Source organism: Ruegeria sp. ABV4_181 (assembly GCF_056158465.1).
In genome coordinates this window covers 2,772,999-2,798,296 of sequence record NZ_JBSWTI010000002.1, presented here as the reverse complement: position 1 = coordinate 2,798,296, position 25,298 = coordinate 2,772,999, and the positions used below count along the sequence as shown (strand labels likewise).

At 61.6% G+C, this 25,298-nt stretch carries 23 protein-coding genes; 11 read left to right on the top strand and 12 right to left on the bottom strand.

Annotated features, from left to right (window positions below; translation table 11 throughout):
* Positions 1 to 118: 118 nt before the first annotated feature.
* From ACXAC3_RS13845 to alr, 3 genes are read right to left on the bottom strand one after another with little or no spacing between them, the layout of a single operon-like run.
* Positions 119 to 865 carry an ABC transporter ATP-binding protein gene (locus tag ACXAC3_RS13845; protein WP_475161178.1) on the bottom strand — a complete coding sequence of 249 codons (747 nt, stop codon included), beginning with the start codon at positions 863 to 865 and terminating at the stop codon, positions 119 to 121.
* Positions 862 to 1,644: an MlaE family ABC transporter permease gene (locus ACXAC3_RS13840; protein ID WP_475161176.1), complete on the bottom strand. Its 783-nt coding sequence runs from the start codon at positions 1,642 to 1,644 to the stop codon at positions 862 to 864. Before ACXAC3_RS13840 ends, ACXAC3_RS13845 begins: the two co-directional genes overlap by 4 nt.
* The gene (gene alr / locus ACXAC3_RS13835; RefSeq protein ID WP_475161174.1) at positions 1,641 to 2,675 is read right to left on the bottom strand and encodes an alanine racemase; all 1,035 of its coding nucleotides are present in this window, start codon (positions 2,673 to 2,675) and stop codon (positions 1,641 to 1,643) included. The genes ACXAC3_RS13840 and alr overlap by 4 nt, the downstream gene beginning before the upstream one ends.
* 228 nt (positions 2,676 to 2,903) lie before the next feature.
* Here alr and ACXAC3_RS13830 point away from each other — a divergent pair, with 228 nt between their 5' ends.
* Positions 2,904 to 3,443: a GNAT family N-acetyltransferase gene (locus ACXAC3_RS13830; RefSeq protein ID WP_475161171.1), complete on the top strand. Its 540-nt coding sequence runs from the start codon at positions 2,904 to 2,906 to the stop codon at positions 3,441 to 3,443.
* Positions 3,444 to 3,446: 3 nt separating this feature from the next.
* Here ACXAC3_RS13830 and ACXAC3_RS13825 read toward each other — a convergent pair whose 3' ends face one another.
* From ACXAC3_RS13825 to ACXAC3_RS13800, 6 genes are all read right to left on the bottom strand, one after another.
* Positions 3,447 to 4,937: a replicative DNA helicase gene (locus tag ACXAC3_RS13825; protein ID WP_475161170.1), complete on the bottom strand. Its 1,491-nt coding sequence runs from the start codon at positions 4,935 to 4,937 to the stop codon at positions 3,447 to 3,449.
* 225 nt (positions 4,938 to 5,162) lie between these two features.
* On the bottom strand, positions 5,163 to 5,843 hold the full coding sequence (locus tag ACXAC3_RS13820) for an orotate phosphoribosyltransferase (protein ID WP_475161167.1): 681 nt from the start codon (positions 5,841 to 5,843) through the stop codon (positions 5,163 to 5,165).
* 144 nt (positions 5,844 to 5,987) lie between these two features.
* Entirely contained in the window at positions 5,988 to 7,169 is a 1,182-nt protein-coding gene (locus ACXAC3_RS13815) for an ammonium transporter (protein WP_475161165.1), read from the bottom strand.
* Between the two features lie 151 nt (positions 7,170 to 7,320).
* A complete protein-coding gene (locus ACXAC3_RS13810) occupies positions 7,321 to 7,803 on the bottom strand; it encodes a CinA family protein (RefSeq protein ID WP_475161163.1) in 483 nt (160 codons plus the stop codon).
* Entirely contained in the window at positions 7,800 to 8,297 is a 498-nt protein-coding gene (locus ACXAC3_RS13805; RefSeq protein ID WP_475163432.1) for a phosphatidylglycerophosphatase A family protein, read from the bottom strand. Before ACXAC3_RS13805 ends, ACXAC3_RS13810 begins: the two co-directional genes overlap by 4 nt.
* Positions 8,294 to 9,424: a bifunctional 2-C-methyl-D-erythritol 4-phosphate cytidylyltransferase/2-C-methyl-D-erythritol 2,4-cyclodiphosphate synthase gene (locus tag ACXAC3_RS13800; RefSeq protein WP_475161160.1), complete on the bottom strand. Its 1,131-nt coding sequence runs from the start codon at positions 9,422 to 9,424 to the stop codon at positions 8,294 to 8,296. Before ACXAC3_RS13800 ends, ACXAC3_RS13805 begins: the two co-directional genes overlap by 4 nt.
* 108 nt (positions 9,425 to 9,532) lie before the next feature.
* On the opposite strand from ACXAC3_RS13800, the gene dusB reads away from it, so the two are divergent.
* The 5 genes from dusB (at position 9,533) to ntrX (ending at position 16,858) form a co-directional block, all read left to right on the top strand.
* A complete protein-coding gene (dusB, locus tag ACXAC3_RS13795) occupies positions 9,533 to 10,591 on the top strand; it encodes a tRNA dihydrouridine synthase DusB (protein ID WP_475161156.1) in 1,059 nt (352 codons plus the stop codon).
* Positions 10,588 to 11,655, top strand: coding sequence for a two-component system sensor histidine kinase NtrB (locus tag ACXAC3_RS13790; protein ID WP_475161154.1), 1,068 nt, complete (start codon positions 10,588 to 10,590; stop codon positions 11,653 to 11,655). The genes dusB and ACXAC3_RS13790 overlap by 4 nt, the downstream gene beginning before the upstream one ends.
* Positions 11,656 to 11,696: 41 nt before the next feature.
* Positions 11,697 to 13,064, top strand: coding sequence for a response regulator (locus ACXAC3_RS13785; RefSeq protein WP_475161151.1), 1,368 nt, complete (start codon positions 11,697 to 11,699; stop codon positions 13,062 to 13,064).
* Positions 13,065 to 13,163: 99 nt separating this feature from the next.
* On the top strand, positions 13,164 to 15,452 hold the full coding sequence (locus ACXAC3_RS13780) for a sensor histidine kinase NtrY-like (protein WP_475161147.1): 2,289 nt from the start codon (positions 13,164 to 13,166) through the stop codon (positions 15,450 to 15,452).
* Entirely contained in the window at positions 15,449 to 16,858 is a 1,410-nt protein-coding gene (gene ntrX, locus ACXAC3_RS13775; RefSeq protein WP_475161144.1) for a nitrogen assimilation response regulator NtrX, read from the top strand. Before ACXAC3_RS13780 ends, ntrX begins: the two co-directional genes overlap by 4 nt.
* A 12-nt stretch (positions 16,859 to 16,870) precedes the next feature.
* On the opposite strand, the gene ACXAC3_RS13770 is transcribed toward ntrX, so the two are convergent.
* Positions 16,871 to 17,353, bottom strand: coding sequence for a hypothetical protein (locus ACXAC3_RS13770; protein ID WP_475161140.1), 483 nt, complete (start codon positions 17,351 to 17,353; stop codon positions 16,871 to 16,873).
* Between the two features lie 96 nt (positions 17,354 to 17,449).
* Here ACXAC3_RS13770 and trkA point away from each other — a divergent pair, with 96 nt between their 5' ends.
* The 5 genes from trkA to ACXAC3_RS13745 all read left to right on the top strand — a co-directional run bounded on the left by trkA (position 17,450) and on the right by ACXAC3_RS13745 (position 22,316).
* Positions 17,450 to 18,826, top strand: a complete 1,377-nt coding sequence (trkA, locus tag ACXAC3_RS13765) for a Trk system potassium transporter TrkA (RefSeq protein ID WP_475161137.1) — start codon at positions 17,450 to 17,452, stop codon at positions 18,824 to 18,826.
* Complete coding sequence (locus tag ACXAC3_RS13760; RefSeq protein ID WP_475161134.1) at positions 18,826 to 20,364, top strand: TrkH family potassium uptake protein; 1,539 nt, start codon at positions 18,826 to 18,828, stop codon at positions 20,362 to 20,364. Before trkA ends, ACXAC3_RS13760 begins: the two co-directional genes overlap by 1 nt.
* 125 nt (positions 20,365 to 20,489) lie before the next feature.
* Positions 20,490 to 20,729 (top strand): RNA chaperone Hfq, encoded by a 240-nt coding sequence (gene hfq / locus ACXAC3_RS13755; RefSeq protein ID WP_005982826.1) that lies wholly within the window; start codon positions 20,490 to 20,492, stop codon positions 20,727 to 20,729.
* A complete protein-coding gene (gene hflX / locus ACXAC3_RS13750; protein WP_475161129.1) occupies positions 20,729 to 22,000 on the top strand; it encodes a GTPase HflX in 1,272 nt (423 codons plus the stop codon). The genes hfq and hflX overlap by 1 nt, the downstream gene beginning before the upstream one ends.
* 22 nt (positions 22,001 to 22,022) lie before the next feature.
* Positions 22,023 to 22,316, top strand: coding sequence for a putative quinol monooxygenase (locus ACXAC3_RS13745; RefSeq protein WP_475161127.1), 294 nt, complete (start codon positions 22,023 to 22,025; stop codon positions 22,314 to 22,316).
* A 10-nt stretch (positions 22,317 to 22,326) separates the two neighbouring features.
* Here the strand turns inward: ACXAC3_RS13745 and ACXAC3_RS13740 are convergent, their stop codons facing one another.
* Positions 22,327 to 22,722 (bottom strand): SgcJ/EcaC family oxidoreductase, encoded by a 396-nt coding sequence (locus tag ACXAC3_RS13740; RefSeq protein WP_475161126.1) that lies wholly within the window; start codon positions 22,720 to 22,722, stop codon positions 22,327 to 22,329.
* A 107-nt stretch (positions 22,723 to 22,829) separates the two neighbouring features.
* The gene (locus ACXAC3_RS13735) at positions 22,830 to 25,292 is read right to left on the bottom strand and encodes a penicillin acylase family protein (protein ID WP_475161122.1); all 2,463 of its coding nucleotides are present in this window, start codon (positions 25,290 to 25,292) and stop codon (positions 22,830 to 22,832) included.
* Between the last annotated feature and the right edge of the window lie 6 nt (positions 25,293 to 25,298).

Sequence of the window (25,298 nt, the reverse complement as noted above, 5' to 3'; positions counted from 1 at the left end):
TAGGGAGCGTGGAACGCCTGATTTTTCGCCGAAGTAGTGAATAAGAAACCAAGCGATTGCTACCGACACGGGGTAAAAAAAAATTGGACTTGTTGCAATACAAACATTGCGTTGTTCATTAACGCACCGCCTCAATCGGCCCCTCTGCACTCCCGCTGATGAACTGCTCAACGTAAGGATCACCCGAGGCATCCATCTGTCCAACAGGGCCGGTCCACTGGATGATGCCTCCGTGCAGCATGGCGACGTTGTCGGCAATCGCGCGGACGGAACTCATGTCGTGGGTGATGGTCATCGCGGTGGCGCCCATCTCGGTCACGATTTCGCGGATCAGGTCGTTGATGACGCCGGACATGATCGGGTCCAACCCCGTGGTGGGCTCGTCGAAAAAGATAATCTCAGGCTCGGCGGCAATGGCGCGGGCGAGGCCCACGCGTTTCTGCATCCCGCCGGACAGTTCCGAGGGAAAGCGGTCGGCCACATCCGATTTCAGACCCACGCGGCGCAGTTTCTCGATGGCGATTTCGCGAGCGTATTCCGGCGGGCGCTTCAGTGGGCCGCGCAGCAGGCGAAAGGACACGTTTTGCCAGACGGGCAGCGAGTCAAAAAGCGCCGCGCCCTGAAACAGCATTCCGAACCGGGCCAGAAACTTGTCGCGGTCGCCTTTGGTTGCGTCCTTTCCGTCGACATAGACCATGCCGCTGTCTGGCTTGATCAGCCCAAGAATGCACTTCAGCGCAACGGATTTTCCGGTGCCCGAACCGCCGATGATGACCATCGAAGTGCCTTTGGGGATCTCCAGGTTCATACCCTGCAGGACATGATTGTCCCCGAAGGTCTTATGTACGTTCTCCAGCCGGATCATATCGAGAAGAACACCCCTGTCAGAATGAAGTTGGCAGCCAGAATCATGATGGCGGCGGATTCGACCGAGGATTTGGTGGCCCGGCCCACGCCCTGCGCGCCACGGCCAGAATTCATGCCGTAGTAACAACCCATCAGGGCCGCGATCAGCCCGAAGGCTGCGCCTTTGACCAGCGAGGAAACAATGTCGCGTGCTTCCAGGAAATTGACCGTATTCAGCAGGTAGGTCGCCGCGTTGAAGCCCAGGTTCTGGGTGGCGACCACATAGCCGCCCGCGATTCCGATGATATCTCCGATCCCGACCAGCAACGGCACAGTGATCAGCGCGGCCACAACGCGCGGCGCGGTCAGGTATTTCATCGGATGGGTGGACAGGGTGACCAGCGCGTCGATCTGCTCGGTCACTTTCATCGTGGCAATCTCGGCCGCGATGGACGAGGTCACGCGCGCGGCGATCATCAGGCCGACCAGAACGGGACCCAATTCGCGCACCATGCCGATGGCGACGATCTGCGGCACCACGGCCTCGGCATTGAAACGAGCGCCGCCTGCATAGATCTGCAGAGCCAGCGCGCCGCCGGTGAAAATGGCCGTCAGGCCAACCACGGGCAGCGACAGCCAGCCGATATTCATCAGCGCCACAGCAAACTCACGCGGGTAATAGGGCGGGCGGAAGATATGCGAAACCGCGTCCAGCGAGAACAGCGCGACTTTACCAAAAGTGGCAAGCAGGGTCAGAACGGCACGGCCCAGCCCGCCCAGCAGAGCAAGCGGGTTCATTCCACGTAACCCCGGGAATAGCGCGCGCCAAGCGACGTGAGGATTTCATACCCGATGGTGCCCGCGGCCTCGGCCAGATCGTCGACGGTCTGATGGCCGTTCAGGATGCGCAGGCGTTCAGGGTCTTTCGGCAGGTCGGTCACATCGACTGTGATCAGGTCCATCGAAATGCGGCCAACGACCGGACAGGGCTGATCGCCGGCAAAGGCGTCGATGCCGCCACCGATGGCGCGGTGCAGGCCATCGGCATATCCGGCAGCGACGGTTGCAATGCGCGAAGGGCGCCGCGCCGCCCAGCTGTTGCCATAGCCGACAGTTTCCCCAACCGCGACTGGTCGCACCTGAATGACCGGCAGATCGACAGTCACAACAGGTTTTGCGCCGGCAAAGGGCATGCCGCCGTAAATACCCACACCGGGGCGGCAGAATTCAAAGTGGAATTCGGGGCCCAGCAGGATCCCTCCGGTCGCGGCGAGGGACCGGGGGGCCGCAACGCCGTCCGTCATCTCGCGGAACGTCTGCAACTGTTGGCGGTTCATCGGGTGGTCGGGTTCGTCCGAGCAGGCCAGATGCGACATGACGACAACGGGGTTCAGGGCTTCGGCCGCCGAGCGCAGTTCGGCCCAATCCGCGGGCTCCAGCCCCAGACGGTTCATGCCACTGTCCAGTTGGATGCCAAATGGCTGGTCGGGCAGCGCCTGCTGATGCCGGACGAACTGTTCCGGCGAATTGATCAGCGGTGTCAGATCGTGATCGCGCAGCAGGTCGGTGTCACCTTCCATGTGCCCCGAGAACACTCCGATCATCGGGCCCGGACCAATCGCCTTGCGCACGGCAACGCCTTCTTCGGCCGCGGCGACAAAGAATTTGCGAACGCCTTCCTCGGCCAGTGTCGCGGAAACGGGCCCGGCCCCAAGGCCATAGGCATCCGCTTTGACCACGGCGCCGGTCTCGACAATTGTTTTGGCGTCGAGCGCCCGCCAGTTGCTGGCCAGCGCCTGTAGGTTGATCGTTAAACGTGCAGTACTCATGGTGCTGTTCATGACATTGGATTGCGGCAGGTCAAGGGGGAATGCGGCGAATCTGGTTAAGTTCGGGCGGATCATGGGCATCTTCTGGCCGGGATCACAAGGCATTGGCAAAAAAAGCGTTGTTGGCCGTGTAAGCAGGTTGTCGTCATTGTGTCCGGCCTGTGATCAACTATGGGCATCAGGTGGTGATCGTTGATGGCCTGCAGAGGGAAGAAAAGGAATGTGCTGATGAAACTGACGGCCAGATTTAAGGACCATACGCCGACGCTGCCCGGATTTTTCAAAGACGTTTTTGCGGGCTCGGAAGGCGAAGAAGAAGGCAAGGCGATTGGTGCGCTGGTCACGGATTTGCTGGCAACCACCCCTGAGGGCGATCTGTTGGGGGTCATCGCGCTTGATCAGGACGCATTGCTTGGCTGCATTCTGTTCTCGCGGTTGCGCTATGATCGGGACCCGCAACAGGTGTTTCTGATGTCACCGGTGGCTGTGCGCACCGATCGGCAGAAATCGGGAATTGGCCAGAGGCTGATCGGTTTCGGGCTGGATGAACTGCGCCGCCACAGCGTTGATATCGCTGTCACTTATGGCGATCCGGCTTATTACGGCAAAGCCGGGTTTCAACCCGTCAGCGAAGATACCGCCAAGGCGCCGATGCCGCTGAGTATGCCCCATGGCTGGCTTGGGCAGTCGCTTGCAGGTGAAAAGATGACGCCCATTGCGGGCCAGTCCCGCTGCGTCGGCGCGTTCAACAGGCCCGAGCTTTGGTAGAGGTCAGTAGCCCTCGATCTGGCCGTCCTGTTGCCAGGGTTTGACCAGGTTGCCGAACCGGGTGAACTGTGCCACGAAGGACAGCTCGACCGTACCGATGGGACCGTGGCGCTGCTTGCCGACGATGACTTCGGCCTTGCCGTGCAGGCGGTCCATGGCCTGCTTCCACTCTTCCATCTTTTCCAGTTCGTGATCGCCGGGTTTTTCGCGTTCCTTGTAGTATTCCTCGCGGAACACGAACATCACCACGTCGGCGTCCTGTTCGATCGACCCGGATTCGCGCAGGTCAGACAGCTGCGGGCGCTTGTCGTCGCGGCTTTCGACCTGACGGCTGAGCTGAGACAGGGCGATGACCGGGATGTTGAGCTCTTTGGCGATAGCCTTCATGCCCATCGAAATCTCGGCGATCTCGTTGACGCGGTTATCGGCCATACCACGGCAGAGCTGGAGATAGTCAATCACCAGCAAGTCAAGCCCGTGCGTCCGCTTCAACCGCCGCGCACGCGCAGCGAGTTGCGAGATCGGCAGGGCCGGGGTGTCGTCGATGAACAGGGGGCAGGCCTCCAGTTCTTTGGCCGCATCCACGAAACGGCGGAACTCGGATTCGGTCATGTCGCCCTGACAAATCTTGTGGCTGGAAATCTCGGACGCCTCGGCCAGAACCCGGCCCGCCAACTGCTCGGCGCTCATTTCCAGTGAGAAGAATCCCACAACGCCCCCGTCGACTGCGCCCTCGGTTCCGTCGGGCTTGGTGCCGCGCTTGTAGGCCTTGGCCACGTTGAACGCCACGTTGGTCGCCAATGAGGTTTTCCCCATCGACGGACGACCGGCCAGAATGATCAGGTCGGACGGGTGCAGCCCGCCAAGCTGTTTGTCCAGGTCGGCCAGACCGGTGGAAATTCCCGCCATGCCGCCACCGCGTTGATACGCCTCGTTGGTGACGTTGACGGCTTCTGTGACCGCCTTGAGGAAGGATTGGAAACCCTGTTCGGTCTGGCCCTGCTCGGAAAGCTGATAAAGTTGCTGCTCGGCCTCGACTATCTGTTCTTTTGGTTCGCTGCTGACCTCGACCCGCGCCGCCTTGTCCGAGATGTCCCGGCCCAGCCGGATCAACTCGCGCCGGATAGCGAGGTCATAGATCATCTGGGCATAGTCATGCACGGCAAAGGCGCTGATCGACGCCCCCGCCAGCTTGACCAGATAGGCGGGGCCGCCCAGTTCCTTCAGCCCCTCGTCCTCGGCCATGAAAGATTTCAGCGTCACGGGGGAGGCCAGCGCATTCTTGGCGATGCGTGCGGCCGCCACCTCGTAAATCCGGGCGTGGACCGGGTCATAGAAATGCTCGGCCCCGATGATCGAGGCGACCCGGTCATAAAGGTCGTTATTGGTCAGGATCGCGCCCAGAAGCTGCTGCTCGGCCTCAATCGAATGCGGCATGGTTTCGGCGTTCTGAATCTGCGCCGCCGCTTGCTCGATACTGCTTATCTCGTTCATTTTGTCCCCGCTGCCCGTTCGGAGGTTCTACACGCGAAACACTACCACAATCTATCTGGAAATAGCTGTGGCTAACTTGGGGTAAGGCCTTGGGATAACTTTCCCAGCGGTTTGGATACCCGTGTATGCGTAGCTTATTATGTAGGAATTGCGGGGAAAGTCACCAGATATCGTTGCGCGCAGGCCGATTCTTCAGTGCTTATCCCCAGTCCATCCACAAGAGGTTTACGTGGGTTTATTGGCTTCCTGCCATCCGCGCGGGTCGTTCAGGAAGGCCTCGACCGCGTCAAGTGTTTCCGGATCAAAGGCTTTCTGCGCCTTGGCCTCGGCCAGAACATCCCACCATGTGCACAGGTGATGTAACCGCACGCCGTGGTCGCCCAGCGTTTTCTCGGTATCGGGGAAAATACCATAGTAGAAGATGACGGCCGTGTGCCCGCAGGTCGCGCCGGTGTCGCGGATCGCGTCCACAAAGGACAGTTTCGATCCGCCATCGGTGGTCAGGTCCTCGACCAGCAGAACGCGCTCGCCTTCGCCCATGGCACCCTCGATCCGCGCATTGCGGCCATAGCCCTTGGGTTTCTTGCGCACATAGGTCATCGGCAGGGCCATGCGTTCGGCGACCATGGCGGCAAAGGGGATGCCGGCCGTTTCGCCACCCGCGATATTGTCGAAGGCTTCGAAACCGGCGTCGCGCATCACGGTCACCGTCAGGAAATCCATCAGGGTCGAGCGGATGCGCGGGTAAGAGATCAGCTTGCGACAGTCGATATAGGTCGGGCTGGGCAAGCCGCTCGCCAGCGTGAAGGGCTCGCGCGAATTGAAATGGACGGCCTTGATCTCCAGCAGCATCCGCGCAGTCAGGCGGGCGATTTCGGTGCTGTCGGGAAATGAACTGGGGATCATGGCGGGACCTCGGCAAACTATGTGACTCTGCGGGCTGATAGCCTGTCCGCCGGGCCAGAGTCGAGGGGGCCGGGGCGCAAAAGAAAAGCGGACCCTCAAGAGGTCCGCTTTTGCCCTTGCGGGCGAGTGGCAGCCAAGGTGGGCTTAGCTGCTCATGTCATAGGCGCGTTCACCGTGTACCGACAGATCGAGCCCGTTTGTTTCGGTCTCTGCGTCTACGCGAAGCGCAGTGATTAGCGCAACCACCTTAATCAACACAAATGTGACAACTGACGTAAAGACACCCACGATCACAAGCCCGCCCAACTGCGCGGTCCAGGCGCCGAGGCCAAAGACAGCGATCATGAGTGTGCCAAAGATGCCGCCCACGCCGTGTACCGCAAAGACGTCCAGCGTATCGTCGATATGCAGTACGTTGCGGATCACGTTTACCGCCTCCTGACACAGGACACCGGCCACCGCACCGATGATCAGCGCCTGAACCGGGTCGACATAGCCCGAAGCCGGGGTGATCGAGGCCAGGCCGGCAATGGTGCCTGTGACCAGACCCACCATCGAAGCCTTGCCATACTTGATCCGCTCATAGAGCGCCCATGTCAGCGAAGCAGTCGCTGCCGAGATATGGGTGACGGTCATCGCCATCGCAGCGCCGCCATCGGCTGCAAGCTGCGAACCGCCGTTGAAGCCGAACCAGCCGACCCACAGCATCGCTGCGCCGACCATGACATAACCGGGGTTGTGCGGCGGTGTCGTGCGGTTGCGGCGCGGTCCAAGCACAACCGCGATGATCAGCGCGGCCAGACCCGCGGTTTCGTGCACAACGATGCCGCCGGCGAAATCGCGTACGCCGACCTCACCCAGAATGCCGCCATCGGTCAGAATGCCGCCACCCCAGATCCAGTGCACCACGGGCGCATAGCACAGCAGCATCCACAGGGCCGAGAAGGTCAGGACAAAGCCATAGCCCACACGCTCGACATAGGCGCCGACGATCAGGGCCGGGGTGATGATGGCAAAGGTCATCTGGAAGGCAAAGAACAGGATCTCGGGCAGGGTGCCTGACAGGCTGTCGGCGTCGACACCGGTCAGAAAGGCTTTGCCCAGACCTCCCCACAGGCCCGAACCGCCGTCGCCGAAGGCGATCGAATAGCCTGCGACCAGCCACAGGATGCTCATCAGGCATGCGATGCTGAAGCAATGCATGAATACGCTCAGCACGTTGCGGGCGCGCACGAGGCCACCGTAAAACAGCGCCAGGCCGGGTAATGTCATGAACAGGACCAGGGCGGTTGCCACTATGATCCAGGCGGTGTCGGCTCCATTCATCGGCCGGTCTCCTCTCAGCGTCCTCAACTTGCGAGGGGCGTTGAAGCGGAGGGATGGCGGGGAAAAAAGAGGCAGGACGCAATTTAGCCGCCTGTTTTAAGGGCTTTTTGCCAACCGGTGACGAATTGAGCGTCAAAAAGCGCAGCGCGCCTTAATTTTGTGCAAGAGTGAAAAGTCCCTGCGACAGCAACCCAAGCGAATGGTCCCGCGCTGCGCGGCGCACGTTGTCGCGGCCCTGTGCGCCGAACTCGACGGTTTCCGTCACGGTCGGCTGGCCATCGACGGCCAGTCCGAAACAGACGCGCCCCTCGGGTTTGAACTCGGACCCGCCGGGGCCCGCGATCCCGGTAACGGACACCGCAAGCTGCGCCCCGGAGTTCCGCAGCGCGCCCTCCGCCATCTCACGGGCCACCTGTTCCGACACGGCGCCGTGCGCATTCAGCGTTTCGGCGCACACGCCCAGCATCTGCTGCTTGGCGATATTGGTATAGGTGACAAAGCCGCGCTCGACCACGGCGGAACTGCCCGGAATATCCGTCAGCGCAGCCGCAACCAAACCGCCCGTACAGCTTTCGGCGGTGGCGATCATCACCCCCTGCGCCTTGGCGCGGTCCAGCAGGGCGGCCACAGTCACAGGCCCAGCACCCCGTGCGAGAGGCCCGCAAGAATCAGCACGCCGATCCCGGCAAATACGCCCGCAATTACATCGTCCAGCATCACGCCCAGCGGGTCACCACGGCGGTCGGCCCAGCCGACCGGCCCGGGTTTGGTGATGTCGAACAGGCGGAACAGCAGGAAACCCGCCACCCAGCCGGGCCAGAGCGCCGTGATCTCGATGCCGTGTGCCCAGGAGGGGTAAGAGATTGCCCACAAGGCGATGAACTGCCCCGCGACCTCATCAATCACGATCTCGGACGGGTCGTGATCATCCATGCCCGCAGTCATGGCGCGGGTGGCCCAGAGCCCGCCGAAAAAGACCGCGACAGTGGCGATCACCAGCAACGGAAAACCGCCAAGAACATGCAGCAGCCAGGCCAGGGGCAGGGCGGCCAGCGAACCCCATGTGCCCGGCGCGGGGCGCAGATAGCCGACACCGCAGACGGTTCCGATCAGCCGCGCCGCGTTCATGATTTCACCAGACAAGCGGTCGCCAGTGAGGCAATGCCCTCGGCGCGTCCGGTAAAGCCCAGCCGCTCGGACGTGGTTGCCTTGACCGAGACCTGATCGGCCTGCAAGCCCATGATCCGCGCCATTTCTTCGCGCATGGCCCCGGCGTGGGGGCCGATCTTTGGGTATTCGCAGACCAACGTGCAATCGACATTGGAAATCCGGTACCCCATCTGCGCGGCCAGTTCGACCGCGTGGCGCAGGAATATCTCGCTGGCCGCGCCCTTCCATTGCGGGTCCGAGGGCGGGAAGTGCTGACCGATATCCCCCCGCGCCAACGCGCCGTAGATCGCGTCAGTGACGGCATGCATGCCGACATCCGCGTCCGAATGGCCCTGCAACCCACGGCCATGGGGCACCTTGACACCGCAGAGGATCACGTAATCCCCGTCGCCAAACCGATGCACGTCGTATCCGTTGCCCAGCCTTACATCCATGTCCGTTCCCAATATGCGTTCCGCCCGGGCAAAATCCTCGGGCCGTGTGATTTTCAGATTGTCCGGGTCGCCCGGTACGATGGCTACATCCAGCCCCGCGGCGCGGGCAACTTCGACATCATCCGCCGCACCGCCGGGATGCGCCGCATGCGCCGCGGCGATGGCATCATAGTTAAATCCCTGCGGGGTTTGGGCCGCGAACAACCCGTTGCGGTCCTGGGTGCCGGTCACGACTGCCCCGTCGCCGGTCCAGAGCGCATCGGTCACCGCCAGACCCGGTGCGGCACCGGGGTGGGTGTCCAGCGCGGTCAAGACGTCCCGAATGGTCTGACGGCGGACGCAGGGCCGGGCCACGTCATGGATGAGAACCTGCTGCACCTGCCGACCCTCCAGCGCCCCAAGCCCGTTGCGCACCGATCCGGCGCGGTCGCTTTCGCCCCGGGCCAGCAGCAATCCGCTGTCGCTGAACTCTTCCCACGCAGCAACGTCATCCGGTGACAACACAAGCACGATATGATCGACCTGTCCTCGGAACCGGTCGATGGTCCAGTCGGCGACGCGACGTCCGGCTAGCGGGCGCCATTGCTTTGGAATACCCCCTCCGGCGCGCAATCCGCGTCCTGCGGCAACGATGATGGCGGCGGTGGTCATGGGGTGAATTCTCCGGTGGTTTGACGCTTTGTTTAGGGTGCGGTGAATGCAGAGGCAATCACCTGCGTCAAGCTGCCTAAAAAATAGGCAAGTGATGATTTTGCAGGCTTGATGGCCGCCGTTTTGTTGTTCATATGCGTTCAATTCGATATCAAATCCGCAACTGCCCAAGGATTAAGCACGTTGACCCTGCACCTCGTCGACAAGGAACTGAACCCGCCGGTCATGCTGGCGCCGATGGCCGGAATTACCGACCGGCCTTTTCGCGATCTGGTGATGCGCTTTGGCGCTGGCATGGTTGTCAGCGAAATGGTGGCGAGCCAGGAAATGGTGCAGGCAAAGCCGGGCGTGCGCGAGCGCGCGGAACTGTCGGCCGATGTCGAAAACACCGCCGTTCAACTGGCGGGACGCGAGGCGCACTGGATGGCCGAAGCCGCCCGGCAGGTCGCTGACCGAGGGGCGCGGGTAATCGACATCAACATGGGTTGCCCAGCCAAAAAGGTGACGAACGGGTATTCAGGCTCAGCCCTGCTGAAAACACCCGACCACGCGCTGACGCTGATCGAAGCGGTGGTGAAGGCGGTGGACGTGCCAGTGACGCTGAAAACCCGTCTGGGATGGGATGACAAGCTGCTGAACGCGCCCGACGTTGCCCGGCGGGCGCAGGATGCGGGTATCAGTATGGTCACGATTCACGGGCGCACCCGCTGTCAATTCTACAAAGGTCACGCGGATTGGGAGGCGATCAGAGCGGTGAAAGAGGCGGTCTCGATTCCTGTCATTGCCAATGGCGATATCGTGGATTCAAAGGCCGCGCGCGCAGCGTTGAAGCAGTCTGGCGCGGACGGTGTCATGGTCGGGCGCGGGGCGCAGGGCAAGCCGTGGCTGTTGGCGCAGATCTGTCACGACCTGTATGGCGCGGACGCTCCTGTTATTCCCGCAGGCACGGACCTGAGCGATATGGTGCGCGCCCATTATCAGGCAATGCTCAGCTTTTACGGGGCGGAACTGGGGCTGCGCGTCGCGCGCAAACATCTGGGCTGGTACATGGACGAAGCCGGAACCCCTGCCGCGCTGCGCCGGGCGGTGCTGACGTCCCGCGATACGGATGAGGTCCTGCGCCTGCTGGGCGACGCGCTGAACGGCGATGCGGAGGCCGCAGCATGACCTCGGATCAGTTCATTTGGAACTCGCTGCCGGTCCCGGCCTTCATCATCGACGTCGAAGACCGGATCGCGGATGTGAACTCGGCCGGCGAGGGTTTTCTGAACGCGTCGCGCAAGGCCGTGGTCGGGCATCCCGTCTGGGATCAGATCGCTGTCGACGCGCCGCTGGAAGAGGCGTTTCTGCGGGCGCGCCAACAGGGGACGCCGCTGTTCGTCAACGATGTCGATGTAGGATCCGGCAACCGGGCACCGCTGCAATGCGCGCTGCAGATCGCGCCGCTTGTCGGGCATCCGGGGTTGATGATCATGATCATTTCGCCGCGAGAACTGGCGGGTCGGATGACGCGCGGCAACACGGTGAAATCTGCGGCGCAATCCGCCATCGGCATGGCCGAAATGCTGGCGCACGAGATCAAGAACCCGCTGGCGGGCATTACCGGTGCGGCGCAATTGTTGAGCATGAATATTCCGCAGCAAGACCTTGAACTTACAGACTTAATTGTCGAGGAAAGCCGACGCATCGTGAAGCTGCTTGAACAGGTCGAGCAATTCGGCAACCTCTCGCAACCGGATTTCAGACCGATCAACATTCACGATGTTCTGGACCGCGCGCGCCGGTCGGCGCTGCTGGGGTTCGGCGCGCATATGACGATCATCGAGGATTATGACCCATCCCTGCCGCTGGCTTATGGCGATCCGGATCAGTTCCTTCAGGTGGTGTTGAACCTTCTCAGGAACGCCTCGGAAGCCGCTGATCCCAAGGGCGGAATTATCCGTCTGCGGACGTATTTCGAGCACTCATTTCGCCTGCGGCGCAGCGACGGATCCGGCCATTCCCTGCCGCTGCAAATCGAGATCATCGATGACGGTCCGGGCCTGCCCGAGGACATCCGCAGCGACATTTTCGACCCGTTCGTATCGGGCAAGGAAAACGGCACCGGCCTGGGGCTGGCGCTGGTCAGCAAGATCATCTCGGACCACAACGGCTGGATTTCGGCCAACTCGGTTCCGGGGCGCACGGTCTTTCGCCTGTCCCTGCGACGGGCACCGCGTGACGAAACATGAAACAGCCCCGCCGAAAAGAGCAAAGGTAAGGAGAGCACCCGATGGATGGCACAGTACTGGTCGCAGATGACGACCGCACGATCCGAACCGTTCTGACTCAGGCCCTGACGCGGGCGGGGTGCAAGGTACACGCGACCTCGTCGCTGACCACGCTGATGCGCTGGGTTGGTGAGGGGAAAGGGGACGTGGTGATCTCGGACGTGGTGATGCCGGACGGGAACGGGCTTGAGATGTTGCCGAAGATCGCACAGGACCGGCCCGGCCTGCCGGTCATCGTCATTTCGGCACAGAACACGATCATGACCGCAATTCAGGCGGCCGAGGCGGATGCCTATGACTATCTGCCAAAGCCGTTCGATCTGCCCGACCTGATGAAGCGCACTGCACGGGCGCTTGAACAAAAGCAGCGCATTCAGACCGATGTGGCGGTCGCAACAGAAGACCGTCCGGAAGAGTTGCCATTGGTCGGGCGCACGCCCGTGATGCAGGCCCTGTACCGCCTTGTGGCGCGGGTGATGAACACGGATCTGTCGGTGATGATTTCGGGCGAAAGCGGGACGGGCAAGTCTTTGATCGCCCGCGCCATTCATGACTTCTCGGACCGGCGCACGCTGCCATTTGTGACGGCGACAGCAGCCGATCTGCGTGATCTGGAAGGCCCGGCGCGCGTGATGGCGCGGGTGCGGGGCGGGACGCTGCTGATCGACGAGATCGCGGATATCGAGGACGAGCTTCAGGCCCGCATCGTGCGCATGATGGACACACCCGGCGATCACGTGCCGCGTTTCATGGCGACCAGCCAGTCGGACCTGACCGAGGCGATGGAAAGCGGTCGGGTACGGCAGGACCTCTACTATCGTCTGTGCGGGGCGACCGTCCACGTACCGGCCCTGCGCGAGCGGGTGGACGATATCACCCTGCTGGCCGACCATTTTCTGGCACGGGAAGAGCGTGACCATGGCGCCAAGCGCTGGCTCAGCCCGGATGCCGTGGAACTGGTGCGCCGGTATTCCTGGCCCGGCAATGTGCGGCAGCTTGAGAACGCGATCCGGCGGCTGAGCCTGACCAGCCGCGCGGATGAGATAACCAAGACCGAGGTTGAGATGGTTTTGGGCAGCCAGCCCGAGGCCGAACCGGTTCTGGGCGACGGCGAGCGCGAGAAGCTCTCTGCCTCCGTCGCGCGGCATCTGCGTCGTTATTTCGACCTGCACGGCAACCTGCTGCCGCCGCCGGGATTGTACCAGCGTATCCTGCGCGAAGTTGAGGCCCCGCTGATCGAACTGGCGCTGGATGCAACGGGCGGAAATCAGGCGAAATGCGCCGATCTTCTGGGGATCAACAGAAATACGTTGCGGAAAAAAATCACTGACCTCGATATTCAGGTGACACGTCGCCGCAAACTGATGTAATATCGCCACACAAACCGTGGCATCCGGGTTCGGACCCGGCAAAGACCACGATATATGGCGGTACGTCGCGCAAGCGACACATCAGGATGAGGGCAGACGGTGGCAACCCGGGCACAGAGCGGGCTGATCCTATCGATCAATCGGTGGCGGAAATCCCGAAAACTGCGCAATTTCGGCACTTTGGGGCTGGTTCTTCTGGGCCCTGCGCTGGCGCTGGCCACGTATCTTGTCATTGGGCCTTTTGATCTGGGGGCAACCGCACCGACGCTGCGGTTGATCCTTCTTGCTGATCTTGTCTACGTGCTGGTGGTTGCGGGGCTTGTGCTGGGGCAGGTCGGCACATTGATCGCGGCCCGCCGTGCGAAATCCGCCGGGTCCCGCCTGCACCTGAGATTGATCGGCGCCTTCACGCTACTGGCTTTGGTGCCGACCGTGACCGTTGCGATCTTTGCCGGGCTGACGGTGAATATCGGGCTTGAGGGTTGGTTTTCTGACCGCGTGCGCGAGGTTGTGGGCTCGTCACTGACGGCAGCAGAAGCCTATGAGCAGGAACACCGCGAGGGTCTGACACAGGACGCGACGGTTCTGGCCCTGTTTCTGGATAACGCCCGCGCGCGGGATTACTACATCTCGGACGCGGAACTGCGCGAGGTTCTGGCGCAGGGGCAATCGCAGATTCAGCGCGGATTGCGCGAAGCCTATGTCATTGACGGCAGTGGCGAAATCCGGTCGCGCGGCGACCGATCCTACCTATTCAATTTTGAACCTCCGACGCCGGAACAGATGGTTCAGGCCACGGATACCGGCCTGCTGATCATCGCCGACTGGCAAAACAGCGAGTTTCGCGCGCTGGTGCCGTTGCAGGCATACTTGGACCGGTACCTCTATGTCAGTCGCGAGGTGGACGGACAGTTGCTGACGCTGTTGGATGACACCAAGGAAACGGTGCAGTTCTATCAGCAACTGGAAAGCGAACGGGGCAGGGTGCTGTTTGAGTTCGGGCTTTTGTATCTGGGCTTTGCGGTGATCCTTATTCTGGCCGCCATGTCGCTGGGCATGTGGTTTGCCGAACGGCTGTCGCGGCCCGTGGGGCGGCTGACCACGGCGGCCCAGCGTGTGGGGGCGGGGGACCTGAGCGTGCAGGTCATCGAAGAAGCCAGCGATGACGAGATCGCGATGTTGGGCCGTTATTTCAACCAGATGACGCGACAACTTAAAGGACAGCGCGATACGCTTCTGGAAAACACCCGCCAGATCGAGCGTCGGCGCCGCCTGTTCGATTCGGTGCTGAGCTCGGTGACCTCGGGCGTGGTCGGGGTTGATTCCGAGGGGTACGTGACTTTCGTGAACCGCTCGGCCGAACGTTTGCTCGACTGGTCGCGGGGCGAAGAGCATCTGGTCATCGGTGTCGCGGTGCCGGAATTTCTGCCGCTATTCGAAACCCTCAAGGACAGCGGTCAGGAGGCCGTTCAGGGTGAGATAAAGGTGACCCGAAAAGGCCGGCTGGAAAACCTGCTGGTCCGCATGGCGACCCGTCGCGGCGAGGATGGCGGGCTTGAGGGCTATGTGGTGGCGTTTGACGATGTCACCGATCTGGTCAGTGCGCAACGGATGGCCGCGTGGGGAGATGTCGCCCGCCGGATCGCGCATGAGATCAAGAATCCGCTGACCCCGATCCAGCTGAGCGCCGAACGGATCAAGCGCAAGTTCTCGCGCAAGCTGGATGAAGAAGACTGCAGCAGCCTGGAATCCATGACCGACGTCATCGTGCGGCAGACCAACGACCTGCGGCGGATCGTCGACGAGTTTTCGAAATTCGCACGGATGCCGGAACCTGACCGCAACGAAGAAGACATTGTCGGTCTGGTGCGCGAGGCGGTTCTGCTGCAACAGGCCGGACAGCCGGAGGTTCAGATCGACGCCACTTTGCCGGATCAGCCAATTTGGACCGAGGTGGACGCTACAATGCTGAATCAGGCGCTGACCAACCTGATCAAGAACGCGGGCGAGGCGATTGAAACGCTTAAGAAAAAAGGCCCGCCTGAAAACCTGAAGCCACAGATCAAGGTGGACGTGACCCGGGACGATGCGGGTACGGTGATTACCATTGCCGACAACGGCATCGGCCTGCCCGAAGACCGGGCGCGCCTGTTCGAGCCGTATGTCACCACACGCGACGAAGGGACCGGGCTGGGCCTGCCCATCGTCAAGAAGATAATCGAAGAACACGGTGGTGCGCTTACTTTGGAAGACGCGCCCATATTCGACGGTCAGGACCATTTTGGCGCAATGGCCGTGATCCGTTTGCCCGGGGGCAATTTAACCCCGACCGCAGCGCCGCAAAAGCAGGCAATCAATATAAACAAACTGAAAGCAGGCCAAAGATGAGCGACATTCTGATCGTAGATGACGAACGCGATATTCGCGAACTGGTGTCCGACATTCTGGAGGACGAAGGCTATTCAACCCGACTGGCTGGTAACTCGGACGAGTGCATGGCCGCCATCAATTCCGAACCCCCGGGGCTGCTAATCCTGGATATCTGGCTGAAAGACAGCCGCATGGACGGGATCGACATCCTCAAGGCGGTCAAACGCGACAACCCGGACGTGCCGGTGGTGATTATTTCCGGCCACGGCAACATCGAAATCGCGGTGGCCGCGATCAAGCAGGGGGCGTATGACTTCATCGAAAAGCCCTTTAACATCGACCAGCTGATGGTGGTGATCCGCCGCGCGATGGAAACCTCTCGCCTGCGTCGCGAGAATGCCTCGCTGAAGCGCAAGGAAGTCACCAACTCCGACATGATCGGCAAATCGGCCGCGTTTCGCGCGATGCAAAGCCAATTGGACAAGGTCACCAAGTCGAATGGCCGCGTGATGCTGAGCGGCCCGGCAGGGTCAGGCAAGGAAATCGCGGCACGCTATATTCACGCGCATTCCAACCGTGCAAACGCGCCGTTTGTCACGGTGAACTGCGCCGGGATCGAACCCGAGCGTGTAGAAGAGGTTCTGTTCGGTCGCGAGTTGTCCGAGCGTGGGATCGAATCCGGACTGCTGGAAGAGGCGCATGGCGGCGTGGTCTATTTCGACGAGGTCGCGGATATGCCTCTGGGTACGCAGTCCAAGATCCTGCGGGTGCTGGTCGATCAGCAGTTCCAGCGGGTTGGCGGGTCTGACAAAGTGCGGGTTGACCTGCGAGTGATCTCGTCTACCAACCGCGATCTTGAGACCGAAATCGCCGCTGACCGGTTCCGCGAAGAACTGTACCATCGTCTGAACGTCGTGCCGATCGCGGTGCCATCGCTGGAAGAGCGGCGCGAGGATATTCCGGTTCTGGCCCAGCATTTCATCGAAATGTGCAATGAAACCCAGGGACTGACGATACGCGACATCTCGGAAGAGGCCGTTGCCCTGTTGCAGACGATGACCTGGCCGGGGAATGTGCGGCAGCTGAAGAACCTGATCGAGCGTGTGCTGATCCTTGGCGATGGCTCAGGACCGATCGAAGCAAAGGAACTGCCGACAGAAGAGGAAAAAGCGGACGATTCCGGCCGGGTTGTCCTGTCGGGCGCCCTTGCGACGCTGCCGCTGCGCGAGGCACGGGAAGCGTTCGAGCGGGAATACCTGCTGACCCAGATCAACCGATTTGGCGGCAATATCAGCCGCACCGCCAGCTTTGTCGGAATGGAGCGCAGCGCGCTGCATCGAAAGCTGAAATCGCTGGGTGTTGTGACTTCGAACAAATCGGGCGCGCGGGTGGCGCAACTGGACGAGCCGGAACCGGCGGAGTAATCCGCCGGGAACCTACCCGGTCTGACCGGGTGAGATGATCTGGATCGTTCCGTTATCGAATTTCACAAAGCAGGATTGGGTCGTCAGCGGCGGCAAATTCGTTGTTGGTGCCGCGGGGACCTGAGATTTCACGCTTTGCCTGCATGGCGGCAGGCTGACCGGGCGAAACCCCTTTTTCGCCATGCATTGCGTTTCGACCTCATTCCGAAGGCCCTGGTTGACGTCCACCGTATAGACGCGGCCCGGCTGCCACCATCCGGGCGAGCGATAGCAATGCCCCCTGCCATCGCAATAGGTGCGACCGGGCCAGTATGTCGGCGGGCTCTGCCGCACCTGATTGGCAACCGGCACCTGATTGACGGCCTGAACCTGACACTGTGTGGTCTCGGACTGCATGCGCGACACGCTCTCGCCTTCGCGGTAATACAGCGAAAGCGGGCCGCTGCATGCGGACAGGACGGTCAGGGGAATGAGCAAACGAAGCACTGTTTTCATATGCTTACCTTGCCTTAGCCGCGCGTATATGACAATTCAATTGACCGCTATGGGGGCATCTGTCATTCAAAGATTTCAGACAGAAGGGCCAATAACATGAAGGTCATCATTTGCGGTGCCGGTCAGGTTGGCTGGCAGATTGCACGGCACCTGTCGGGCGAACTGAATGACGTCACCGTGGTGGACAACAACCCCGATCTGGTACGCCGGGCGACGGAAACGCTGGATGTTCAGGGGATTGCCGGGTTCGCCAGCTATCCCGACGTTCTGAACCGGGCAGGCGCGCGCGATGCGGACATGATCATCGCCGCGACCCATTCGGACGAGGTGAACATGGTCACCTGTCAGATGGCGCATTCGGTGTTCTCCATTCAGCGCAAGATCGCCCGCCTGCGCTCGAAATCGTATCTTGAGGCGATCCATTCCGATCTCTACCGCCGCGACCACCTGCCCATCGACGTGGTGATCAGCCCCGAGAGGGAGGTCGCCGCCGCCGCGATGCGCCGTCTGTCCGCGCCCTCGGCTTTTGACACCGAGATGTTCATGGACAGCAAGGCCCAGTTGCTGGGCATTCGAATCGAAGAAGACTGCCCCATCGTCAACACCCCGCTGCGACAGCTGACGGATCTGTTTTCGACCCTCAGTTCGATTGTCGTCGGCGTACGGCGCGAGGGGACCCTGTTTGCGCCGGAATCCGAGGATCAGCTGTTTGTCGGCGACGAATGTTATGTCTTTACCAACGTCAAAGACGTGGATCGCACGATGGAGGTCTTTGGCAAGACACAGAAGAAACAGGATCGCGTGGTCATCGTGGGCGGCGGCAATGTCGGGCTTGAGGTCGCGCGCACGCTGGAAGAACGTGAAAGCCGGGTGCGGGCCAAGATCATCGAGCGCGACCGCCGCTGCGCCGAACTGGCCGCCGAGGCGCTGGAGCGGACCATCGTTCTGAACGGCGACGGGTTGGATGCGGCGCTGTTGCGTGAGGCCGGGATCGAACGGGCAGACGCGATGCTGGCGGTAACCGATGACGACCGTGCCAACATGCTGGCTGCGGTGCGCGCCAAGGCCGAAGGCTGTGCGCTGGCGATTGCGCTGATCAACGATCCCAGCATGGTGGCGCTGATGGGTCCTCTGGGGATCGACGCCTATATCAACCCGCGGGCAACGACGGTCAGTTCGATCCTGCGCCACATTCGCCACGGGCGGGTGCGTCAGGTCTATTCCATTGGCGATGCCGAGGCTGAGGTGATCGAGGCCGAAGTTCTGTCTACCTCGCCCATGGCCGGGCAACGGCTGCGCGATATCGACTTCCCCGAAGGCGTTCTGGTCGGCGCGGTTCGCAAGGGTGACGAATTGCTGCGCCCGACCGGCAGTCTGCGGATCGAAGAAAAGGACGTAGTGGCAATATTTGCCATGGCCAAGGACGTGCCCGAGGTCGAACGGTTGATGCAGGTCTCGATCGATTTCTTCTGATGGCACGCGCGCGGACACAACAGGTCGGGCTTCTGAGGCGATTGCCTCTGTTTCTGCTGATCTGGGGCATTGTCGCGCTGTCGATGTGGATTCCGGCGATCTATGCGCTCGCTTTGGATGATCACGATACCTCGCGGTCGTTTTTCTATTCCGGATTGTTGGGGCTGTTCGTGGTGGCGACAATCGCGCTGGCAACCTCGAACCGGCAACCGCGCCGGGGCACGTTGGGCCAGTTGGCGGTTTTGTTGGGGTGTTTCACGGTATTGCCGTTGTTCCTTGCCATTCCGCTGCACGATGCGCTGGGGAATACCACTTACCTGAACGCGTATTTCGATATGGTCAGTGCCCTGTCGACGACCGGGGCCGATATGTTCCCCGATCCGAACCGCCTGTCCGCGCCGCTGCATCTGTGGCGGGCTCTGGTGGGGTGGATAGGCGGCCTGCTGATGTGGATATCGGCTGCGGCCATTCTGGCGCCGCTGTCTCTGGGCGGGTTCGAAGTGACGGCGCGCGGCCAACCCGGGCGCCCGGTGTCGGGCGTGGCGCAAAGCGAAAAGGTTGACCCGCGCGGGCGGCTGATCCGGGTGACCCGCGCGCTGACGCCGATCTACGCAGGTCTGACAGCGGTGATCTGGTTGCTGCTGCTGATTGCCGGCGAAGACGGGCTGACGGCGGTGTGTCATGCGATGTCCACGATGGCCACATCCGGCATTTCCCCGGTTGGTGGCCTCGAAGGGGCGAAGGCGGGCATCACGGGCGAGGCCATCCTGTTCCTATTCCTGTTCTTTGCCTTGTCCCGGCTGACCTTTTCTACGGATACCGCGACAACCGGGTATTCGCGGCTGGACAAGGACCCCGAATTTCGCATTGGTCTGATGATCGTGGCCGGCGTTGCCCTGTTGCTGTTCTTCCGGGTTCTGGCGGGGGTTCAGGAAATTGGTGGACAGGTCCAGCCGCTTCAGGCGCTGCACGTCATCTGGGGCATGGGTTTTACGGTCCTGTCGTTTCTGACCACGGCCGGGTTTGAAAGCGCCAACTGGAATGACGCGCAGCAATTGTCGGGCTTGGGAACGCCGGGGCTGATCCTGATGGGCCTGGCCCTGATCGGCGGCGGCGTAGCGACAACAGCGGGCGGGGTGAAACTGTTGCGCGTATTCGCGCTGTACCTGAACGGCGCGCGCGAGATTGACCGGCTGATCTATCCGTCCTCTGTCAGCGGCGCGGGCGGCGGCAACCGACGGATCCAAAGCGACGGCGCGTTCATCGCGTGGATCTTCCTGATGATGTTTGCGTTGACTGCGGCCGTGTTCAACGTCCTTCTTGCGGCCATGGGGGCGGGGTTCGAAGAGGCCATGGTGCTGAGCGTTGCCGCGCTGAGCACGACCGGCCCGCTGATCGAACTGGCTACCGATGTTCCCATCCGGCTGGTTGATCTGTCCGCAGGCGCAAAGCTGACCATGTGCGCGGCGATGGTGATCGGCCGGTTGGAAACATTGGCGATCATTGCGTTGATTACACCGACGCTCTGGCGGGATTGAGGGCCAACATGCGCGAATTGACTGATTTTTCATCTGGAAACTCGGTTAACGACACTCCATACTCACCCGGAGGGAGCGCGTTGGTCCGCAGCGCGTAGCAAGAACAATGGCGAGATTATAAAAATATGGCTTCGGACAGACAGAATTTGCAGGACGCGTTCCTGAACAATGTACGGAAAGCAAAAGTCCCGGTCACGATTTTCCTGATCAACGGCGTGAAATTGCAGGGTGTGATCACCTGGTTCGACAATTTCTGTGTATTGTTGCGCCGCGACGGACAGTCGCAGCTGGTCTACAAACACGCGATTTCGACCATCATGCCGTCGCAGCCGATCAACCTGTATGAGGGCGAAGACGCCTCTTGATGGAACATGAACGGATGCACACCCGGGCTTGGGTGCTGCATCCTGAAATCAAATCAGATGAACAGCGCCGTGTCCCTGAACCGGCGCTGGAAGAGGCGGTGGCACTGGCTGCCGCCTTGCCCGATCTGGATGTGATCGGGTCCGAAATCGTGCGCCTTCCGCGCGCCCAGCCCGGGCTGCTGTTCGGCAGCGGCAAGATCGAAGAACTTGCTGCACGGCTGCATGACAACAAGATCGAACTTGTTCTGATCGACGGGCCGGTGACCCCCGTTCAACAGCGCAACCTGGAAAAGGCGTGGAAGGTCAAAATCCTTGATCGCACCGGCCTGATTCTTGAGATTTTCAGCGATCGCGCCCGCACCCGCGAGGGTGTGTTGCAGGTGGAAATGGCCGCGTTGAGTTATCAGCGCACGCGTCTGGTGCGCGCCTGGACCCACCTTGAGCGTCAGCGGGGCGGATTGGGGTTTGTCGGTGGTCCCGGTGAAACCCAGATCGAGGCTGACCGCCGCGCGATCGACGAACAACTGGTGCGTCTGCGCCGACAACTGCAAAAGGTGGTCAAGACGCGCACCCTGCACCGGGCGGCGCGGGCCAAGGTGCCTTATCCGATTGTGGCCCTGGTGGGCTATACGAACGCCGGCAAGTCCACTCTGTTCAATCACCTGACCGGGGCCGAGGTGATGGCCAAGGACATGCTGTTTGCCACGCTGGACCCAACCATGCGCCGGGTGGAACTGCAGGACGGCCCCGAGGTGATCCTGTCGGATACCGTGGGGTTTATCTCGAACCTGCCGACCGAACTGGTCGCGGCGTTTCGCGCCACGCTCGAAGAGGTGCTGGGCGCGGATATCGTCGTTCATGTGCGCGATATCAGCCACGAGGAATCCGAGGCGCAGGCACAGGATGTCGAGGCCATCCTGACCTCGCTGGGCGTGGATGAAAACCGGCCACGGCTGGAAGTCTGGAACAAGATCGACCTGCTGAACCCGGACGAGCGCGAGGCCGCATTGGCGCGCGCCGACCGGGACCCGTCGATCTTTGCCATCTCGGCGGTGACGGGCGAGGGTGTCGAACCTCTGCTTTCCGAAATCGCGACACGGTTGCAGGGCGCCCGCCATGAAACGACGCTGAGTTTGGGGTTTGCCGACGGCAACAAGCGCGCGTGGCTGTTCCGCCAGGATGTTGTGCGTTCGGAAAAGCAGACAGAAGACGGGTTTGAGATCACCGTTCTTTGGACGGACAAACAAGCAGCGCAATTTGCGACTATCTGATCTGCCTGAAAGGGAATTGCCAATGGCGATGGAGGACAGCGGCAAGGTGTATTTGCATGGGCGCATCCTTGTGCCTGCCGACCGGTTGGCGCAGGTTCGGGCCGCGTTGCCGGAACATATCGCGCTGACGCGGGCCGAGCCGGGTTGTGTTTCCTTTGAGGTCGCAGAGGATGCGGAAATTCCCGGGCAATTCAACGTCAGCGAAGTTTTTGAAAGCCAGGCCGCCTTCGACGCGCATCAGGCGCGCACGAAGGCATCCCCGTGGTTCGCAGTGACCCAAGGCATCCCGCGCGAGTACACCATTACCAAAGGCTAGGTCGCTCGGCTTACTTGCCGTCGATCTGCCGCTGATAGTCGTCGGCGTCAAACCAGCCCAGCGACGACTGGACCTTGTGATCTGCCGTCAATTCCCACTCTTCCCAGCCGCGTGTGACCACGTGATTGCCGGTCTGCGCGTGATGGCCTTCAAAGGTCCAGACAAAGATCGCGTGGCTGCCGGCCCATCGCATCATATCGCAACGCAATTCCAGATCGGGGAAGTCTGATTGAAACCCGCGCGCCATCTCGGCGATCGCCGCGCGACCCTGCAACGTTTCCGTTCGGTTCATGATCATCTGCCCGTCGGGTGCAAAGAATTCGGCGACAGCGTTTGCATCACCCGAGCTCCAGGCGATTGCATAGTCCCGAGCGAGATTGTTCAGCCTATCCCGAATACTAGCCATTTTTGCTCCCCGGTCCCAGATCGTCGGCCTACAGATCGTAGGCGAAAACACCGGTGGTCGTCCACGGCGGCTTGAAAAAGGGGCAAGGTCCTGCCGAGCCGGCGAAGTCAGCGCGGGATCAGGTTCGTCACACCAACGGCAGCCGCGCGGGCCAGATCAAGGTCAAGCGACATGGGGATGTACTCCCCCCGCCGCCATAGCTGCGCCTGATCGTCATAATAGCGTGACAGGAAATGGCCCGACTGGCCGGTGGCGGTGATGAATACCGAACTGTCCGGGTCGGCAAAGTCATAGACGCCGCGATACCCTGCACCGTGTACATTTTGGAACGGATCGGGCCCTTCGCCCGAGGTACGCCCGCGCAGCAGAGTGTTGTCTCCGCCGCTGGTCGATTGCCGGATGTTGACAAAGAAGCGCAGCACCGGAACCGAACCCAGAACCGGGTGGTCATGCGTGGCCTGATGCGCGTCGCCCCAGCGCAGGGATTCCAACGCGCCGCCAAAGTGCTCGGAAATCCAGATCAGCGCGTCATCCAGCGCAAGCCTTGCCATGTCGGTGCAGGTCTCGGTCGGGGCGCTCTGGCGGACGTCACACCAGACCGAGGCGCCGTCGATGTCGCGGTAGACGCGTTCGATAAACAGCGGCTCGACATGTTTGTATTCCGCCGCCAGCGGGCCAAGCTCGTCCGAGATCAGGCGGATTTGCAGCGCGCGCAGCCAGGCGGCATAGATCAGCGGCTCGGGCAAATGTTCGTTCATTTCGCCGTTCCACTCGGCCAGCAGGGACAACGCCACCTGACGGCGGCGCTCGGGCGTTCCTTCGGGCGCGGAAGCTCCGGTAAACCAAAGGTCAGCGCCGATCAGCGGCAGCAGCGAGCGCGCGGTGAAGCTGACGGTGTCAAGCTGCGCCTCGATGAAGCTGTCGCGGGTATGCACCTCGCGCGATTGCATCAGGCGTTCCCAGCGGTGCACGCGCTGAGTGTCGCCCCATTCATAGGACACGTGTTCGGGGAAGGGGCGGTCGATGACCTTGTTGTTGGTGTTGCCCAGAATTCCGCCCGCGGGTGCCACGAATTCGGGGTTGTCGGCATAAGGCAGGCGGCCTTGCCAGAGGTTTTCGGCCAGCCAGCCGGGGGTTGGAATCCGGCCCCGGCTCTGGTTGCGCAGGTCCCGCTTGGGCATGGCACCGATCAGCTTCATGCCGATGGTGTCCTTGTCGACCAGCGACAGGTTCTGTGACGGAGAGATAAAGTCTTCGCCGGCCACGATGGCCTGTCGGACGGTGTCCGAGTTCATCAGCGCCATCGACGCCGTCATCGACGTGTCGCGGGGGCTGAGGGCGGTCCATGACAGGGACGCGACATGGCCCGGTGGGGTGATCGTTTCCAGATCATTGTGGCTGCCGGGCAGGACGGGGCCGTTTTCCGTCCAGCGCAGCGTCAGCGTGATAGGCGCCTCGTCCTTGATTTCGATGATCGAGGGGCGGGTGCGGAACTGTTTGAATCCGTCAGGGGTCAGGTATTCTTCGGGATTGTCGGGGTTCAGCCGTTCGATATGCACATCCTGATCATCCAGATACGAGGATGTCAGCCCCCATCCCAACCGGTCGCTGCGCCCGGTCATGACCGCAGGGATGCCCGGAATGGTCGCACCGATGACGCCCCCTTTGGCCAGCTCCAGCCTTGCCAGATACCAGACCCCCGGCGCGGTAAAGCCCAGATGCGGATCATTTGCCAACAAAGTGCCGCCGCTGGCCGAGCGTGTCGGCGCGGCGGTCCAGGCGTTCGACGCACCGGCCAGACCGCGTTTCGGGAAGGGCGACAACGGGCTGTCGGGCATTGGCGTGCCCCGTGCAAAGCGGGGCAGGTTGGGGAACAGGGCGGCGTATTCCGGCAGGGCCGCAATGCCGGGACCCGGCACATTGGGTAGAATGTCGGCCAGCCTGACCGGGTCGTTCAGCATCAGCGACGTTCGGGCACGCAGCACTTCGTCCTGCAGATGGCCGGACAGTTGCAGGCCCATCAGTTTGATCACCGCGATGCTGTCGCCGGGTTGCCACGGAGACACGGGCGCGTTGAACAGAAACATCTCGGGCGCGCCGCGGCCCAGGGCCATCTCGTTGATCTCATCCAGCCGCGCATTCACCCCGGCAGAGTAGGCGCGCAACGCGGCTTTGGTGTAATCGTCCTGCACCTCGACCGAGCGATGGGCCAGCCCGTACAGATCCAGCCGTCGCAGCAGCTTGTCGATATGGACGGTTCGTGCGCCGAACACCTCGGACAGGCGACCCTGCGCGGTGCGGCGCATGACGGTCATCTGCCAAAGCCGGTCCTGAGCATGCGCATAGCCCAGACCAAAAAAGACATCAGGGTCGTTTCCGGCCAGAATATGGGGAACATTTGCGGTGTCGCGGATGATCTCGACCGGGGCGCGTAGACCTTTGACTTCGACGGTCTGGTCATAGTCGGGCAGGGACTGGCTGGCCAGAAAGTAAACCAGGGCCACGGCGGCCAGCGCAAGCAGGATCAGGCCCGAGGTTATACGCACAAGCCAGCGAAATACGAATCCCATTTGTGG